Annotated in this window: 15 protein-coding genes; 12 read left to right on the top strand and 3 right to left on the bottom strand. The window is 66.3% G+C overall.

Features of this window, described 5'->3' with window-relative positions:
* Positions 1-40: 40 nt before the first annotated feature.
* The 4 genes from K2R93_20130 to K2R93_20115 all read left to right on the top strand — a co-directional run bounded on the left by K2R93_20130 (position 41) and on the right by K2R93_20115 (position 4360).
* Complete coding sequence (locus K2R93_20130) at positions 41-676, top strand: 50S ribosomal protein L25/general stress protein Ctc (GenBank protein MBY0492160.1); 636 nt, start codon at positions 41-43, stop codon at positions 674-676.
* 93 nt (positions 677-769) lie between these two features.
* Positions 770-1342 (top strand): aminoacyl-tRNA hydrolase, encoded by a 573-nt coding sequence (gene pth, locus K2R93_20125; protein ID MBY0492159.1) that lies wholly within the window; start codon positions 770-772, stop codon positions 1340-1342.
* Between the two features lie 2 nt (positions 1343-1344).
* Entirely contained in the window at positions 1345-2580 is a 1236-nt protein-coding gene (locus K2R93_20120; protein ID MBY0492158.1) for a glycoside hydrolase, read from the top strand.
* A gap of 40 nt (positions 2581-2620) precedes the next feature.
* Positions 2621-4360, top strand: a complete 1740-nt coding sequence (locus K2R93_20115) for a M28 family peptidase (GenBank protein ID MBY0492157.1) — start codon at positions 2621-2623, stop codon at positions 4358-4360.
* A 61-nt stretch (positions 4361-4421) separates the two neighbouring features.
* On the opposite strand, the gene K2R93_20110 is transcribed toward K2R93_20115, so the two are convergent.
* On the bottom strand, positions 4422-4802 hold the full coding sequence (locus K2R93_20110) for a four helix bundle protein (GenBank protein ID MBY0492156.1): 381 nt from the start codon (positions 4800-4802) through the stop codon (positions 4422-4424).
* A 172-nt stretch (positions 4803-4974) separates the two neighbouring features.
* On the opposite strand from K2R93_20110, the gene ychF reads away from it, so the two are divergent.
* Both ychF and K2R93_20100 read left to right on the top strand, forming a co-directional pair.
* Positions 4975-6075, top strand: a complete 1101-nt coding sequence (gene ychF / locus K2R93_20105) for a redox-regulated ATPase YchF (protein MBY0492155.1) — start codon at positions 4975-4977, stop codon at positions 6073-6075.
* A 53-nt stretch (positions 6076-6128) separates the two neighbouring features.
* Entirely contained in the window at positions 6129-6923 is a 795-nt protein-coding gene (locus K2R93_20100) for a DUF3108 domain-containing protein (GenBank protein MBY0492154.1), read from the top strand.
* Positions 6924-6926: 3 nt separating this feature from the next.
* Here K2R93_20100 and K2R93_20095 read toward each other — a convergent pair whose 3' ends face one another.
* A complete protein-coding gene (locus K2R93_20095) occupies positions 6927-7598 on the bottom strand; it encodes an SOS response-associated peptidase (protein MBY0492153.1) in 672 nt (223 codons plus the stop codon).
* Between the two features lie 261 nt (positions 7599-7859).
* On the opposite strand from K2R93_20095, the gene rpsF reads away from it, so the two are divergent.
* From rpsF to K2R93_20065, 6 genes are all read left to right on the top strand, one after another.
* Positions 7860-8252, top strand: a complete 393-nt coding sequence (rpsF, locus tag K2R93_20090; protein MBY0492152.1) for a 30S ribosomal protein S6 — start codon at positions 7860-7862, stop codon at positions 8250-8252.
* A 3-nt stretch (positions 8253-8255) separates the two neighbouring features.
* Positions 8256-8477 (top strand): 30S ribosomal protein S18, encoded by a 222-nt coding sequence (gene rpsR / locus K2R93_20085; protein ID MBY0492151.1) that lies wholly within the window; start codon positions 8256-8258, stop codon positions 8475-8477.
* 2 nt (positions 8478-8479) lie between these two features.
* Entirely contained in the window at positions 8480-9646 is a 1167-nt protein-coding gene (locus K2R93_20080; GenBank protein MBY0492150.1) for a DUF2232 domain-containing protein, read from the top strand.
* Positions 9647-9687: 41 nt separating this feature from the next.
* Entirely contained in the window at positions 9688-10131 is a 444-nt protein-coding gene (gene rplI / locus K2R93_20075) for a 50S ribosomal protein L9 (GenBank protein MBY0492149.1), read from the top strand.
* A 191-nt stretch (positions 10132-10322) separates the two neighbouring features.
* Positions 10323-10706, top strand: a complete 384-nt coding sequence (gene rsfS, locus K2R93_20070; GenBank protein ID MBY0492148.1) for a ribosome silencing factor — start codon at positions 10323-10325, stop codon at positions 10704-10706.
* A complete protein-coding gene (locus K2R93_20065) occupies positions 10707-14099 on the top strand; it encodes a hypothetical protein (GenBank protein ID MBY0492147.1) in 3393 nt (1130 codons plus the stop codon).
* Positions 14100-14187: 88 nt separating this feature from the next.
* Here K2R93_20065 and K2R93_20060 read toward each other — a convergent pair whose 3' ends face one another.
* Positions 14188-15069, bottom strand: coding sequence for a PEP-CTERM sorting domain-containing protein (locus tag K2R93_20060; GenBank protein MBY0492146.1), 882 nt, complete (start codon positions 15067-15069; stop codon positions 14188-14190).
* Positions 15070-15137: the final 68 nt, after the last annotated feature.

Genomic DNA, 15137 nt, shown 5'->3' with positions numbered 1-15137 from the left:
TCCGGTTACTCCCGAACCACCATTCAATACCGAGGTTTTCATGGCTTCCGCCACGCTCACTGCGTCGTCCCGTGCCGAGACCGGCAAGGGCGCCGCGCGCAAGATCCGCCAGGCCGGCAACATTCCGTGCGTCATCTACGGCCATGGCCGTGAGCCGCAGTCGCTCACCGTGAACGCGCGCGAGACGGAAAAGCTGCTCAAGGGCATCGCGACGTCCAGCACCGTGATCGAGCTCGCGATCGACGGCAAGACGGCGCGTACGCTCATTCGCGAAATCCAGCGCCACCCGTTCAAGCGCCACGTGCTCCACATCGACTTCCAGGAGCTGGTGGCCGGTGAGACGGTGACGGTGAAGTGCCCGATCGTGTACATCGGCACGCCGGAAGGCGTGCGCCTCGAAGGCGGCCTGCTCGACCAGATCATGCACGAGCTCACCATCGAAGTCGATCCGTCGAACATCCCGAACCACATCGACGTCGACGTCTCCAGCCTCAAGCTGGGCAAGTCGCTGCACGTCTCCGACATCAAGGTGCCGGCCGGCATCACGATCAAGGACGACGCCGAAGGGACGGTATGCGTCTGCGCGGCGCCGAAGGTGCACGCCGATGCGCCCGCCGAGGGCGGGGCCGCGGAGCCGGAGCTCATCCGCAAGCCGAAGCCGGAAGACGACAAGTAATCGTCACTGGCGGTCACTCGCGGGGCGCGGAGTTCGTTCAGCATGGTTACGCCACGCTGGCGCATTCCGCGCCCCGCGCGTCTTCCTCTCCGTATGAAAGTCATTGTTGGACTCGGCAACCCCGGTCGCGAGTACGAACAGACGCGGCACAACGTCGGCTGGTGGCTGCTCGATCACCTGCACCGCCGCTGGCATTTTGACGGCTGGAAGAAAGACGGCGACGCGATCACCGCGACCGGCCTCGTCGGCACGAAAAAGGTCAAGCTGGTCAAGCCGCAGACGTACATGAACCTGAGCGGTCAGGTGCTGCGCCCCTACCTCAAGCGTGAGGGGTGGACTGCGGCCCAGGATCTGCTCGTCCTCGTTGACGAAGTGGCGGTGCCCTGCGGTGAGTATCGTTTCAAGCCGCACGGCAGTCCGGGCGGCCACAACGGCCTCAAGAGCATCGAAGCGCACCTCAAGAGCCCGCAGTATCCGCGGTTGCGCATTGGCATTCGCCCGGTGGATGAACGGCGACAGATCGGCGACCTCGCCGATTTCGTGTTGCACGCCATGCCGCGCGATGAGCGGGAGCTGGTCGAAGCACTGTACGACCGCATGACCTCGGCGGTGGAACTGTGGATCGCCGAAGGCACCGAGAAAGCCGTAAGCTCCATGGGGCGATGACGATGCTGCTGCGATCGCGAATGACCTACCTGCTGGCGCCGATGGTCCTCCTGTCGGCCTGTGCGACCGGACGCGATGCCACCGGGGCCACGTCGATGGGACCGCTCACGGAGCTCCCCGTCCCCGCGCAGGCGGGCAGCAGTACACCCTTCGTCACCGTGCGCGGCGATCGCGAGCTCCTGCTGTCGTGGACACAGCGTCGCCCCGACTCGACGGTCGCCATTCAGCTGGCGGCGTGGAACGGCACGACGTGGGATTCCACGCGCACGATCGCGGCCGCGCGGCCGTTCTTCGTGAACTGGGCCGACTTCCCCGCCATCACCGCGCTCGCCAACGGCGACCTCGCGGCGCACTGGCTCGAACGCGATGGCGAGGGCAAGTATGCCTACGGCGTGCGCGTGGTCCGTTCAGCCGATGCGGGGCGCACGTGGAGCGCCCCTGTCGTGCCGCACACGGATGGTCTCGCCGCCGAGCACGGATTCGTCTCCCTCTGGGCCGACGGCGCCGATGGGCTCGGGCTCGTGTGGCTGGATGGGCGCAAGAGCGCCATGCCCGACTCCGCGAAGGAGATGACGATCCGCACCGCACGCCTCACGGCGTCCGGGGCGATCGAGCGTGAAGCGCTGCTCGACGCGCGCAGCTGCGACTGCTGCCAGACGGGGACGGCGGCGGCCACGAGTGGGCGCGTGATCGTGTATCGCGACCGGAGCGCCGAGGAGATCCGCGACATTGCCATCGTGCGCGAAACGGCGAACGGCTGGACGCCGTCGACCAAGGTTCACGAGGATGGCTGGCACTACCCCGGCTGTCCGGTGAACGGGCCGCAGGTCGCGGCCGTGGGCGACACGGTGTACGTGGCGTGGTTCACCGGTGCCCGGGATACCAATCGCGTGCACATCGCGCGCTCCACCGATGGCGGGGCAACCTTTGGGGCGCCGCTGCGTGTCGATGAAGGCACACCACTGGGGCGCGTGTCGCTCGTGCTCGACGCCAAGGGGCATCCGGTGATCGCGTGGCTCGAGCAGCGCACCAATCAGGTCGCCGAGGTCCTGGCGCGTCGCATTCGCCCCGAGGGCACCCAACTCACCGCCCGTGAAACCCACGTGCTCGCGCAAACGTCGGGAGCCAGGCCGAGTGGCTTTCCGCGACTCGCCCGCGTGGCGGACACGCTGTACGCCACCTGGACCACGACGACCCCGTCGCTCGCCGTGCACGTCGGGCGGCTGACGCTGTACTGACATTCTGCTGATTCGCGTTTTTCACCTGCACCAGACTGCCATGCTTCGCCTCTGTGTTCGACGCGCGACCGATCGCGCCCTGCTCCTCGCGCTCCCGGCCGTGCTGGCGGCGTGCGCGTCCGGTACCGCCGCCGGCAGCAAGAGCGCCGCGGAGGTACCCGCGCCCGGTTCGCTGCCGCTCAAGTACACGCCCAAGCCCACGAGCGGGGCGATTTCGGCCGGCGACCTGATGTCGCGGCTCTACGCCTTCGCCGACGATTCGCTCATGGGGCGCGATGCCGGCACCGAGGGCAGCTACAAGGCCACCGCGATGCTCGCGCGCGAAGTCGAGCGCCTCGGCCTCAAGCCGGCCGGTGAGAACGGCACGTACTTCCAGGTGCTGCCGCTCAAGAACAAGCGCATCGATTCGACCTCCACGTTCCTCGTGGGCACCGAATCGCTCAAGCTGCGCACCGAGTGGGGCTTCAGCGGCGCCAAGAACATCGCCTGGAGCAGCGCGCCGGTGATCTTCGGCGGTGAGCTCGGCAAGAATGCGCTCCCGGCCGATCAGGCCGCGGGCAAGGTGGTGGCGTACACGATGCCGCTGTCGCAGGCGGGCGTGGAGTTGGCGCTCGAGGGGAAGAATCTCCTGCCCGCCGGCGCCAAGGGGATGGTGGTCATCATCCCGCCGCAGGCCGTCGGCATCTTCGGGTTCATCATGGGCAGCGGCGCATTTGTCGACGATGCGGCGAGCCCCGATGAGTCGCGCGTCTTCGCGCTGGCTGCCGCGAGCCCGAAGCTCTTCGGCAAGCCGGTGAACGAACTCACCGTGGGCATGAGCGGCAATGCACTCACGGTCGATGCCAAGGTCGCGGTCACGCCGTCGCCGTTCCAGGCGCGCAATGTCGTGGCGATTCTCCCGGGTAGTGATCCGGCGCTCCGCAACAGCTACGTCGCGATCGGCGCCCACAGCGATCACGTCGGCATGGCCCGCCGCGCCGCCGATCACGACTCGATGCTGGTCCTCAATCGCATCGCCCGCCCGGGTGGTGCCGAAGATCAGGGGAAGATGCCCACCGCCGAGCAGTGGGCGCAGATCAATCAGGAGCTCGCCACGATCCGCAAGACGAAGGCGCCGCGCCGTGACTCGATCTTCAACGGTGCCGACGATGACGGCTCGGGCTCGGTCGCGGTGCAGGAAATCGCCGAGTACCTGTCGTCGCTCGGTACGAAGCCCAAGCGCTCGATCCTCTTCGTGTGGCACGTCGGCGAAGAAAAAGGGCTCTGGGGCTCGGCGTACTTCACCGATCATCCGACGGTGCCGCGCGACTCGATCATCGCGCAGCTCAACATGGACATGGTCGGCCGCGGCGCCGCGACCGACGAAACCGGCAAGAGCAAGGACGGCGCCCCGCTCCGCGGCGGCCCGAACTACGTGCAGCTCGTCGGCTCGCGCCGCCTCTCCACCGAACTCGGTGATCTGGTGGAGAAGGTGAACAAGGAGAAGGGGCACAACCTGACGTTCGACTACGGCATGGACGCGAACGGCCATCCGATGAACATCTACTGCCGCTCCGACCACTACGAGTACGCGCGCTACAACATCCCGGTGACCTTCTTCACCACGGGCGGCCACTCGGCCTACCACCAGCTGACCGACGAGCCGCAGTACATCGATTACCAGCACATGACGAAGGTGACGAAGCTGGTGGCGGACATTGCGCTGACGCTCGGCAACTCGGCGACGCGACCGAAGGTGGACGGGGCGAAGATGGACCCGAAGGGAAGCTGCAAGCAGTAACCCATCAACCCCGAACCTTAAGACCCCAAACCCCAAACTGATCAGTTTGGGGTTTGGCGTTTTAGGGTTCGGGGTTTCTGGGTTGGGTTTGGATGGGGGCGAGTACTCGCTTTCTGAGCGCGATGATCTGTCGCCGCAGGCGTACCACATCCTCCAGCAGTTTGGCGATGGTAGGCTCTTGTGCCTTTCTCAGGCGACGGAGCAAATCCAACTGGCTTTCGCACTCGCTCGCACTGGCGATGGCTGTTTGCAGAAAGTGTGCAAAGTCGGCGGGCGACTGGCGTCTCGCTCCCTCGGCAATATTGGACGCAATGGATTCGGACGACCGCCGGAGCTGGGCGCGCAGCCCGCCGACGTCACGCAGCTGGCTGGCCACCTGGTTCACCTCCGCCGCCAGCTGCTGCGCCGCCTCCCACACCCGGAGCTTTCTGAAGTCTTGCATGCCCACACGGTAGGCTCGTCCCGGGTCTCCAGTGTCATCATTCGAACGAGATCCACTACATTTCGCCGAATACCCGGGCGCGCCGCCGTTCACCCGGCAACCCCGAACCCGACAACCCCAAACCCCACACTGATCGGTCCACGATCAGCCGGGTTCCCCATACAGCACCCGCATGCTCCGTCTCGGCATCGTAGGCCTCCCCAACGTCGGCAAGTCCACGCTGTTCAATGCGCTCACCGCGGCCAAGGCGGAGGCGGCGAATTATCCGTTCTGCACGGTGGAGCCGAATGTGGGCATGGTGGAGGTGCCCGATCCGCGCCTCGACAAGCTGGCGGAGATCGTGCAGCCGAAGCGCACGGTGCCAGCGGTGGTGCAGTTCGTGGACATCGCGGGGCTCGTGAAGGGCGCGTCGCAGGGAGAAGGGCTCGGGAACAAGTTCCTGCAGAACATCCGCGAGACCGACGCGATCGTGCACGTCATTCGCTGCTTTGCCGACGATGATGTCACGCACGTGATGGGGCAGCCCGACCCGGCGCGCGACAAGGAGATCATCGAGCTCGAACTCGCGCTCTCCGATCTGGCGCAGGTGGAAAAGCGGCTCGACAAGGCGCGGCGCGCGGCCAAGGCGAATGACAAGGAGGCGCTGGCCGAGTTGCCGGCGCTTGAAGCGGCCAACGCGACGCTTTCCGAGGGGAAGCCGCTGTGGCGGGCGGGGCTCTCGGCCGACGAGCTCGAGAAGCTGGCCGGCCTGCAGCTGCTCACCGCCAAGCCGGTGCTCTATGCGGCGAACGTTACCGACGCCGAGCTGTCGGGCGATGAGGGCGCGTACCTCACGGCCTTGCGCGCGGCGGTCGCCGCCGGTGGCGAGCACGCCGAAGTGGTGCCGTTCTCGGCCAAGATCGAGTCGGAGCTCGCCGAACTCCCGCCCGATGAGCGCAAGGAGTTTCTGGCGTCGCTCGGCATTGAAAGTGCCGGGCTCGACCGCCTGATTCGCGCCGGCTACCACCTGCTCGGCCTCGAGACCTACTTCACCGCCGGTGAACAGGAAGTGCGGGCCTGGACGATCCACCGTGGCGACACGGCGCCCAAGGCGGCCGGTGTGATTCACACCGACTTCGAGAAGGGGTTCATCCGTGCCGAAACGGTGGCCTACAGCGATTTCGTGACGCACGCCGGCTGGAAGGGCGCGAAGGAAAAGGGTGTGGTCCGCTCCGAAGGCAAGGAATACGTCGTGCAGGACGGCGACGTGCTCCTGTTCCGGTTCAACGTCTGACCTGACGCCGATCCGGGTGACGATCTTTTCCGCATCACCTGGGTAGGATTGGCATGCGCCTCCCCCTCCTGCTGCGTCGGCTGGCCGCGGGCCTGCTGCTGATGCCTCCGATTTCGGGGGCGTCGCTGCATGCGCAGGCCTTTGCCGGCCCCCAGCCGGTCGAGGGGGGCCGACTCCCCGCCGACGCGGCCAAGGTCCCCTTCACGGTGGGCGAGCGCCTCGACTACGAGCTCAAGTTCGGCTCGATCAAGGTCGGCAACGGCAGTATGGAGGTGAAGGAGATCGCCGAGCTGCGCGGGAAGACCACGTGGCACACGGTCTTTCGCATCACCGGTGGCTTCGCGCTGTATCGCGTGAACGACCTCAATGAGTCGTGGTTCGACGTCGTGTCGCTCACCTCGTTGCGCTTCTATCAGGACATCGACGAGGGGAACTACGAGCGGAAGCGTCGCTTCGAGATCTACCCCGATCGGCAGATGCTCCGCGATGGCGAGAAGCGTGAGGAACCGTCGGTCGCGCAGCCACTCGACGAAGGGTCGTTCCTGTACTTCGTGCGCACCATTCCGCTCGAGGTCGGCCAGAGCTACGAGTTCGACCGCTACTTCAAGAAGGACGGCAATCCGGTCCGCATCCGCGTGCTCCGTCGGGAGACGGTGACCGTCCCGGCCGGTACGTTCAAGACCGTCGTGCTGCAGCCCACCTTCCAGACCAAGGGCATCTTCTCGCAGAACGGGAAGGCCGAGGTGTGGATCACCGATGACGAGCGTCGGATCATGGTGCAGATGAAGTCGAAGCTCTCGATCGGGAGCCTCAACCTTTATCTCAAGAGCGCGGCGGGGACGAAGTAGGCCCTACGCGAGCGGCTCGAGGCACTGCGGCACATCGTTGCCCGGCTTGTTCACCAGCGTGCTCACCGCGAACGCGCGCATCGCGCCGTCGAACGGCCGGAGCAGCGCCTGCGCTACCGCCGGTGGCGTCTTCGGGTCGAGCCACTGGTCGTAGTCGGCCTCGTGCAGGATCACCGGCATCCGATCGTGAATGGGCGTCATCACGCCGTTCGCCTCGGTGGTGATCACGCAGCAGGTCGTGAGCGGCGCCACCTCCGGGGTGGCCTTGGGTGTCCACCGCTCCCAGAGCGCCGCCATGGCGAAGGGCGCGTCGTCGGCCAGCCGGATACACCAGGGCTGCTTGACCTTCTGCCCCGGCAGGACCTGCCACTCGTAGAACAGGTCCGCCAGCATCAGCCCCCGGCGGCTCTTGAAGGCATTCCGGAAGGAGGGCTTGCCCGCCACGGAGTCGGATCGGGCATTGGCCAGCCGGTTGCCGATCGAGGGGTCATCGGCCCAGAACGGGACCAGCCCCCATCTGACGAACTCCGCCCGCCGCCCCTCTCGGTCCTGAAGGACGAACGGGACCGCCTGGGAGGGTGCCACGTTGTAGCGGGCGCCGAGCTCCGGGAGCTCGACCCCAAGGGGGAGGGTGCCCAGACGGGCGGGGTTACCGAAGCCGTAGCGGCCGCACATTCCGAATTCTACCCCAAACCCATCCCAAGAACCCCAAACCGTACCACCCCGAACCCCCAACTGATCAGTTTGGGGTTTGGGGTAACAGGTTGGGGGTTATCGGGTTGGGTTATCGGGTTGGGTTATCGGGTTGGGGTTGGATTTGCGCCCCGATGCTGGTATGCTTCAAGGCTCATCCGGATCGGCTCGTCCGATCCCCTGACCCTCCGCCCGCGGATCGGCACTGCGGGTGGCACCTCAGACCATAGGGAGGATTGCCGAGTGGCAAAGCTCAAGATCCGCCGTAATCCTACGCGGCGGTACGAAGCCGTGTACATCTTCGACAGCGCACTGGAAGACCAGGCGATCGTCGACAAGCTCGAGAAGCTGCAGGGCCTGCTCAGCCTCGCCGAACCGGCGACGATCGAGCACTGGGGCCGTCGTCAGCTCGCGTACAAGATTGGCCGCCACGAGAGCGGCTACTACGTCATCAGCCTGTTCACCTGCGCCCCGGCCGTGCTTCCCGAGTTCGAGCGTGCGCTCAAGCTCGACGACAGCGTCGTGCGCTACATGGTGACGCTGTATGAGCACGAGCTCGGTGCGCCGAAGCTCAGCGATGAAGAGCTCGCCTCGCGCCGTCGCGCGAGCGACGATGACGACGACGACGAGGAATAACCCATGCGCCGCCAGAAGAAGCCCTGCCCGATCACGGAAGCGGGCATCCGCTACGTGGATTACAAGGATGATCGCCTGCTCGCCCGCTTCATCACGGATTACGGCAAGATCCTGCCGAGCCGTCTGAGCGGCGTCGATGCGCGTCATCAGCGTCAGCTCTCGAAGGCCGTGAAGAAGGCGCGCTACCTCGCGCTCCTTCCGTACGTGAAGGGGCAGACGGGCTGAGTATGCCCGAAGCGGTCGCGCCGGGACCCGCCGCGACTGCTCCGTCCGGAGCGGCTCCGCAGGAGCGTGGGTGGCGCTGGTTCGTGCTCGGCATGGTGCTGATGGTCCTCGTGACCGCGGCGCCGGCTTGGCCACCAGCCCTCGCCCTTATCGCTGGTGCGGTTCGCCTGCTCCTGCCCGTGGAGCAGTTCGCCCTGCTCGTGCTGGTCGGGATCGCGTCCTGCGCGGTCGTTGGCTGGTGGGCCGGGGGCCGGTCCCTGATGGGACTGTTGTGGGTCGCTGCGGCGGCCTACGTGCTCTGGAAGGTGCCGCTCCCCATGGCGGGGTATGGCGCCTTTGTTCGCGGGTGGGCCGTTGCGTTGGGCGCCGCCTTCGGGCTGGTCTGCCTCGCGTCGCCGGCTCGGGCATTTCTCGCACGGGCGCTTGCGGCAGTAGCCGTCGCTGGTCTCGTGACCAGCTTCAGTCTCTCGCTGCGAGCTCCGGCCGGTGTCGGGGCCTTCGATGGTCCCGCCCGGATGCTGACCCGGGAGTATCAGCAACGCCTCGGTGAGGCGTTGCAGGAGTGGCATGGCCGAGCCGGTTCCGACTCGTGGCAGCGGTTCACGAACCGCTTCCCCGAGGCCGCCGATCGGGCCACGCGGTTGGAAACCATGCTGGTGCAGTTGGGGGAGCCGGTCGCGTCAATCGAGGCGGTCGGTGGGTTGCAGCCGGGCGCGTTGGTTCGACTCGCGCCGACGCTGCTGGCTCTGGAATCCCTCGTGGCGCTCGCGCTTGGCTGGGCCGCCTATCATCGGCTCGCCCGGGCACGGATCGGTCCGCCGCTCGGTGAGCTGCGCGACCTGCGCTTCAACGATCAGTTGGTGTGGGGGTTGGTGACCGGCACGACGATCCTGCTGCTTCCCACGCTGGTGGAGTGGCGCGACGTCGGGCTCAACCTGACCTGTTTCTTCGGGACGTTGTACGCCCTGCGGGGCGCCGGTGTCCTGACCTGGTGGATCCCTGACCGGGCGGCGGTGTGGGTGCTGCTCGCGTTGGCGGTGCTGGTCCCGGTGCTCGGGCCGGTGTGGGTGCTGGTGGCTCTGGCCGCCGTCACCTTCACCCTCGGACTGGGAGACACCTGGCGCGACTTCCGCGCCGGCGCTTACACGCGCCGGCCGTCGTCGCCCTGACAACGATCTCGATTCCTTTCATCCGTTCGACCGGAGTTCCCATGGAAGTCATTCTTCGCAGTGCCGTGGACAAGCTCGGACATCCTGGTGACATCGTCTCCGTGTCGCCGGGCTATGCCCGCAATTTCCTCCTCCCGCGTGGCTTCGCTTACGAGGCGACGCCGGGCAACCGCAAGCGCATCGCGGCCGAGAAGAGCCGTCTTGAGGCGCTCGAGCAGGAGAAGATCGCGGCCGCCCAGGCCATCGCCGACAAGCTCGCCGAGGTCTCCGTGACCTTCGCCGCGCGCGTGGGCGAAGAGGGCAAGCTCTTCGGCTCCGTCACCGCCTCGGACATCGCGCATCAGCTCGAAGCCCAGGGCTTCAAGGTCGAGAAGCGTCAGATCGAGCTCAACGAGCCGATCAAGGCCCTCGGCATGTACAAGGTGGGCGTCCGGCTCCACGCCGACGTGCACCCCGAGATCAAGGTCTGGATCATCAAGCAGTAAGTCGGCGTTTATTCCCCGGGATCCCTCTGGGTACCGGGTGTCACGAGGGGAGCCCGCCAAACGGGCTCCCCTCGTTGCGTTTCAGCCCACCCGGAGCGCAAGCTTCACAGAACCTTCCTCGGATGGCCGGGTACCCGCAGGGAAAACCCGTCGGGTATCGCATGCGCTGTCCCTTCCCTGATCAGGTGTAGATGGCCGAACGTAAAGCCAGTCCCGGAGAACCCATCGCCCGCCGCGCCGCTTCGCTGGCCAGCGAACTCAAGGCCTCCGACATCGTCGTCCTCGATTTGCGAGGAGTGACGGACATGACCGATTTCTTTGTTATCGCCTCAGGGACCTCGGACACCCACGTCCGCGCGGTCGCTGAGCACATCCAGGCAGGGTTAAAGGCGGGTGGCGTGTCTACCAGTATGACCGAGGGCCTCACGCAGGGGCGCTGGGCCTTGCTGGATTACGCCGACTGCGTGGTGCACGTCTTCCATCCCACCTTGCGCCAGTTCTATCAGCTCGAGCGGCTGTGGAGCGACGCGACCCCCGTCTCCGTAGACACCCAAGTCAGGCAGGGAGCCCGGTAAATGATCAGGCAGCAGCGCACGTCGTGGTGGCAGGGAGTGCAGTCCGTCGGCGTCGCTGCATCCGCGGTGGCGGCGGCGATGCTGCTGGCCGCCTCACCCGTGGCCGCCCAGGGGTACTTCGGGCAGAATCAGGTCCAGTACGACAACCTGCGCTGGCGTGTGGTCGAGACGGAGCACTTTCTCGTCCACTACTATCCGGAGCTCGCCGACGTCGCGCCCGATGCCGCGCGTATGGCGGAGCGTTCGTACGCCCGGTTGTCCCGCCTCACGGCGCACCAGTTCCGCGAGAAGAAGCCGGTGCTCATCTATGGATCGAGCGGCGACTTCGCGCAAAGCAATGTCTTTGGCGACCTCGGGGAGGGCACCGGCGGTGTGACCGACCCGCTGCGCCAGCGGATGGCGCAATTCTTCAGTGGCGACTGGGCGAGCTTTGAGCACGTGCTCACCCACGAAATGGTGCACGTCTTCACCTTCGACATCTTCTCGCGCGGCCGCGCCGGCGCCGGGCTGCAGAACCTGTCGATGGTCAACCCGCCACTCTGGTACATGGAAGGGTTGGCCGAATACTTCTCGATCGGTCCGTCGCATCCCTGGACCGACACCTGGGTGCGCGACGCGGTGGTGAACAACACGCTGCCGAGCATCGCCCAGATGACGGAGCGCCCCGACAAGTACTTCCCGTACCGCTACGGCCTCGCGCTGTGGCAGTACGTGGGCCAGCGCTGGGGTGACGAGGCCATTGGCGAAATCATGAACGCCACGCCCAGCCTCGGCATCGATCGCGCCTTCCGCCGCGAAATCGGCATCTCGCTCGACGAGCTGAGCGCCGAATGGAAGCTGGCGATGCAGGCGAAGTATCTGCCCACCGTCTCGCAGCTCGATCGGCCGCGCTCGTTCGCCGAGCCCCTGCTCTCCCAGAAGCGCACCGGCTCGATCGCGAACGTGTTCGTCGCGCCGGCGCTGTCGAACGACGGCAAGTACATCACCTACGTGGGCTACGGCAGCCTGCTGCGCGGTGAAGTCTTCCCGGAGCTGTACCTCGCCGATGGTCGCACGGGCAAGCGCATCACGCGCCTCGTGAAGACCACGACGAACCCCGACTTCGAGCAGCTGCGCTTCATCTACTCGCAGCCGTCGTTCTCGCCCGATGGGAAGCTGCTCGCCTTCACCGGTCAGCGGGCCGGTCGCGACGTGCTCTACGTCATGGATGTGCCGCGTCGGAAGATCGTGAAGCGCTTTGATCTGCTGCTCGATCAGGTGCTGAGTCCGAGCTTCTCTCCGGATGGCCAGAAGATCGTGTTCAGCGGCATGCGGCATGGCACGAGCGACCTGTACGTCGTCTCGATGAACACGCCGGGGTACACGCAGCTCACCAAGGACACGTATGGCGATCTCATGCCGGCCTGGTCGCCCGACGGCAAGACGATCGCCTTCGTATCGGAGCGCGGCCCGGACACCGACATGGACATCCTCAAGATCGGGCCGTGGCGCCTGAACCTGATGGATGTCGAAACGCAGAAGATCACGCTGGTGCCCGGCCAGGGCGGCCGCAACACGAACCCGCAGTGGGCGCCCGACGGCAAGTCCATCGCGTTCGTCAGCGACCGCACCGGCATCGCGAACATCTTCCTCTTCGACCTCACCGATCAGCAGCACTACCAGCTGACCAACGTGCTGGGCGCCGTCACGGCCGTGGCGGAGCAGTCGCCGTCGATCACGTGGGCGCGCGATGCCGACAAGCTGGCGTTCGTCTACTACGAGAAGACCGATCACGCGATCTGGACGATCAAGAATCCGCGGTCGCTCAAGAAGCAGCCGTTCCAGGAGCGCGCCGTGGTGGCGCAGGGTGGCGCGCGGGCTGGCAGCGGTCTCCCAGGCACGGGCAGCACCGCCGGCGCGCCGGGGAGCACCACCGGCGGCACCACCGGCGGCACCACCGGTAGCGCGGGTGGCGTGGGCGGTGGCGCGCAGCCGCCGGTCACCGCGGACCCGGGCGCGCATCTGGCCAAGGGCACGCTGCAGGATACGGCCGCGGCACGGCGGAGCTTCTACCGCCCGGTGACGGGCGCTGCGGCGCGCACCTCGAGCGATCTGCCGGCGTCCACGGTGCAGCGCATGGCCGAGGCGGTGAGCGTCAAGGCGCTGATGGACAGCTTCGACTTCAACCTGCCGGACACGACGCGCTTCAAGGAGTACCGCTACAAGACGCGCCTCACGCCGGAATATGTGGCGCAGCCGCAGATCGGTTACCAGCAGGGCGGCTGGGGGCAAGGCACCTACGGAGGCACGACCATCATTCTCAGCGACCTGCTCGGCAACTCGCGCCTCGCGCTCTCGGGGTCGATCAACGGACAGCTGAGTGACGCGCAGGTGTTTGCCGGCTACACGAGCCTCGGCCGCCGCCTGCAGTACACCACCGGCGTGGTGCAGCAGCCGCTGTACCTCTACTCCAATTCGTCGCTCACCGATCTCGGCAACAATCAGTACCAGCAGTCGCAGGAGATCACGCGCCTCGTGCTGCGGCAGGTGTTCGCCGCTGGCCTGTATCCGCTCAATCGCTTTACGCGCTTCGAGCTGGGCGCGCGCTTCCAGAACGTGGACCAGCAGGTATTCTCGTTCTCGCGCCTGCTCGATCTCACGTATCAGGCGGCGACCGGCTACACCCGCGGCGATACGCGCAATGTGGCGTCGGCCAATACCTACTCGCCGTACGTCGCCTTCGTCACCGACAACTCGCTGATGGGGTATACCGGCCCGATCTCCGGCAAGCGGTGGCGCCTGGAGACCACGAACAACATGGGGTCCTGGAAGTACATGGACTACCTCGTGGACGGGCGCAACTACATCCCCATCCTGTTCAACTACGTCACGTTCGCGACACGCTTCATGGCGAGCATCTCGTCGGGTCGCGACGAACTGCGCTTCCCGAAGTGGATTGGCCGCCCCGACTACATCCGCGGCTACAATCGCGACAACTTCGGCTACTTCAGCTGCTCCGGATTGCCGGGCTCGAACACGCAGAGCTGCAACTCGGTGGAAACGATCGGCAGCCGTGTCGCGGTGGCGAATGCGGAACTGCGCTTCCCGATCATTCGCCGCTACGGCTCGCGCACGAACCTGCTGGGTGGCTTCCCGCCGCTCGACGGCCTCTTCTTCTACGACGCCGGTGTGGCGTGGTCGGGGCCCGTGAACGGGCAGCCGGCGCAGAAGGTCCGCTGGAGTGCGCCCGCGAATTACGACTTCACGGCGGAGCGCGAAGTGCTCAAGAGCTACGGCTTCGGCCTGCGCCTCAACCTCTTCAACGTGGCGATCATCCGGTGGGACTGGGCGGTGCCCGTCAGCCGGCCCGGCACGAAGGGCTTCGGCACCTGGTTCTTCGGGTATAGCTACTAACCACCGCCCGACACCCCGGACCCACACGCAAAACCGGAAACGACGCCGTTTCCGGTTTTTGCATGTCCGTCAGCTGCACGCATGCGGCTCAGACGCGCCGGCGACGTCGCCCCGCCAACCACAGCGCCGGCAGCGTCGCCACCAGCAGCACCACGGTGCTCGGCTCCGGTACCGTCGTTGGCGGCATGGTCTTGCTCGCTTGCAACGTCCAGTTGCTCACCCACGACTGCTCGGCGGCGATGCCGCTGGCGGCCGTAAAGCCGACCCGCGCATCGGACGCCCAGGCCGGCGCCATCCAGCTGAAGTTGTTGGAGAAGATCAGCGTGTTGCTCGACACCATCCAGACGTTGGTCGCCAGCACGCCGGTGACCGCATTGTACGACAGCGACACGTCGAAATCGTCGAGATACTTCCTGGTGTCGTTGAGCAGCTTGGGATCCGAGCAGCAATCCTTCTGCCAGACACCATCCACGCCGTAGTCGGCAAGATCCCAGAAGGTCTTGAGACCGAACGTGAGCGACTGCGTGAAGTCGGTACCGCCGCCGGGCGTCTCATAGCCCAACCCAAAGCCGCCGTTGCCCAGCTGCGTGGCCGGGCCCGCGGTGACGACGAAGCCGATGCCATCACCGGGACAGATCACCTCCGGTGGCAGCGGATCACCGTTCTCGTCGGTCAGCGTGGAATTCGCCGGCACATTCGCGCAGCTGAACGACAGCCGGAAGTTGGTGGACCAGCCCTGCTGCAGATTGAAGGTGCCGGTCGACAGCGCGCTGCGGGCGCCGTCGTAGTCGCCGGCGGTCATCTTGAGCCTGGCACCGTCGAGCGCGGGGAGCGCGTGTCCGGTCTTGGCATTCACCTGCAGCAGCTGGCCGCCGAACAACACCGTCTGCGCCTGCGTGATGGCGGGCAGCAGGGCGAGCCACAGTGCGGCGAGGGGGCCATGGGGGCCCCGCATTCGAACGACGGTCATGATGACTCCGGATCGGAAGGATGAATGGGCCTCCCTCCACACGCGTCATCGCCGCGCCAACTCCCTCA

Source organism: Gemmatimonadaceae bacterium, from assembly GCA_019752115.1.
Taxonomy (GTDB): Bacteria; Gemmatimonadota; Gemmatimonadetes; order Gemmatimonadales; family Gemmatimonadaceae; genus Gemmatimonas.
The sequence above is the reverse complement of the archived record's forward strand: the minus strand, read 5'-3'. Positions and strand labels throughout refer to the sequence as shown.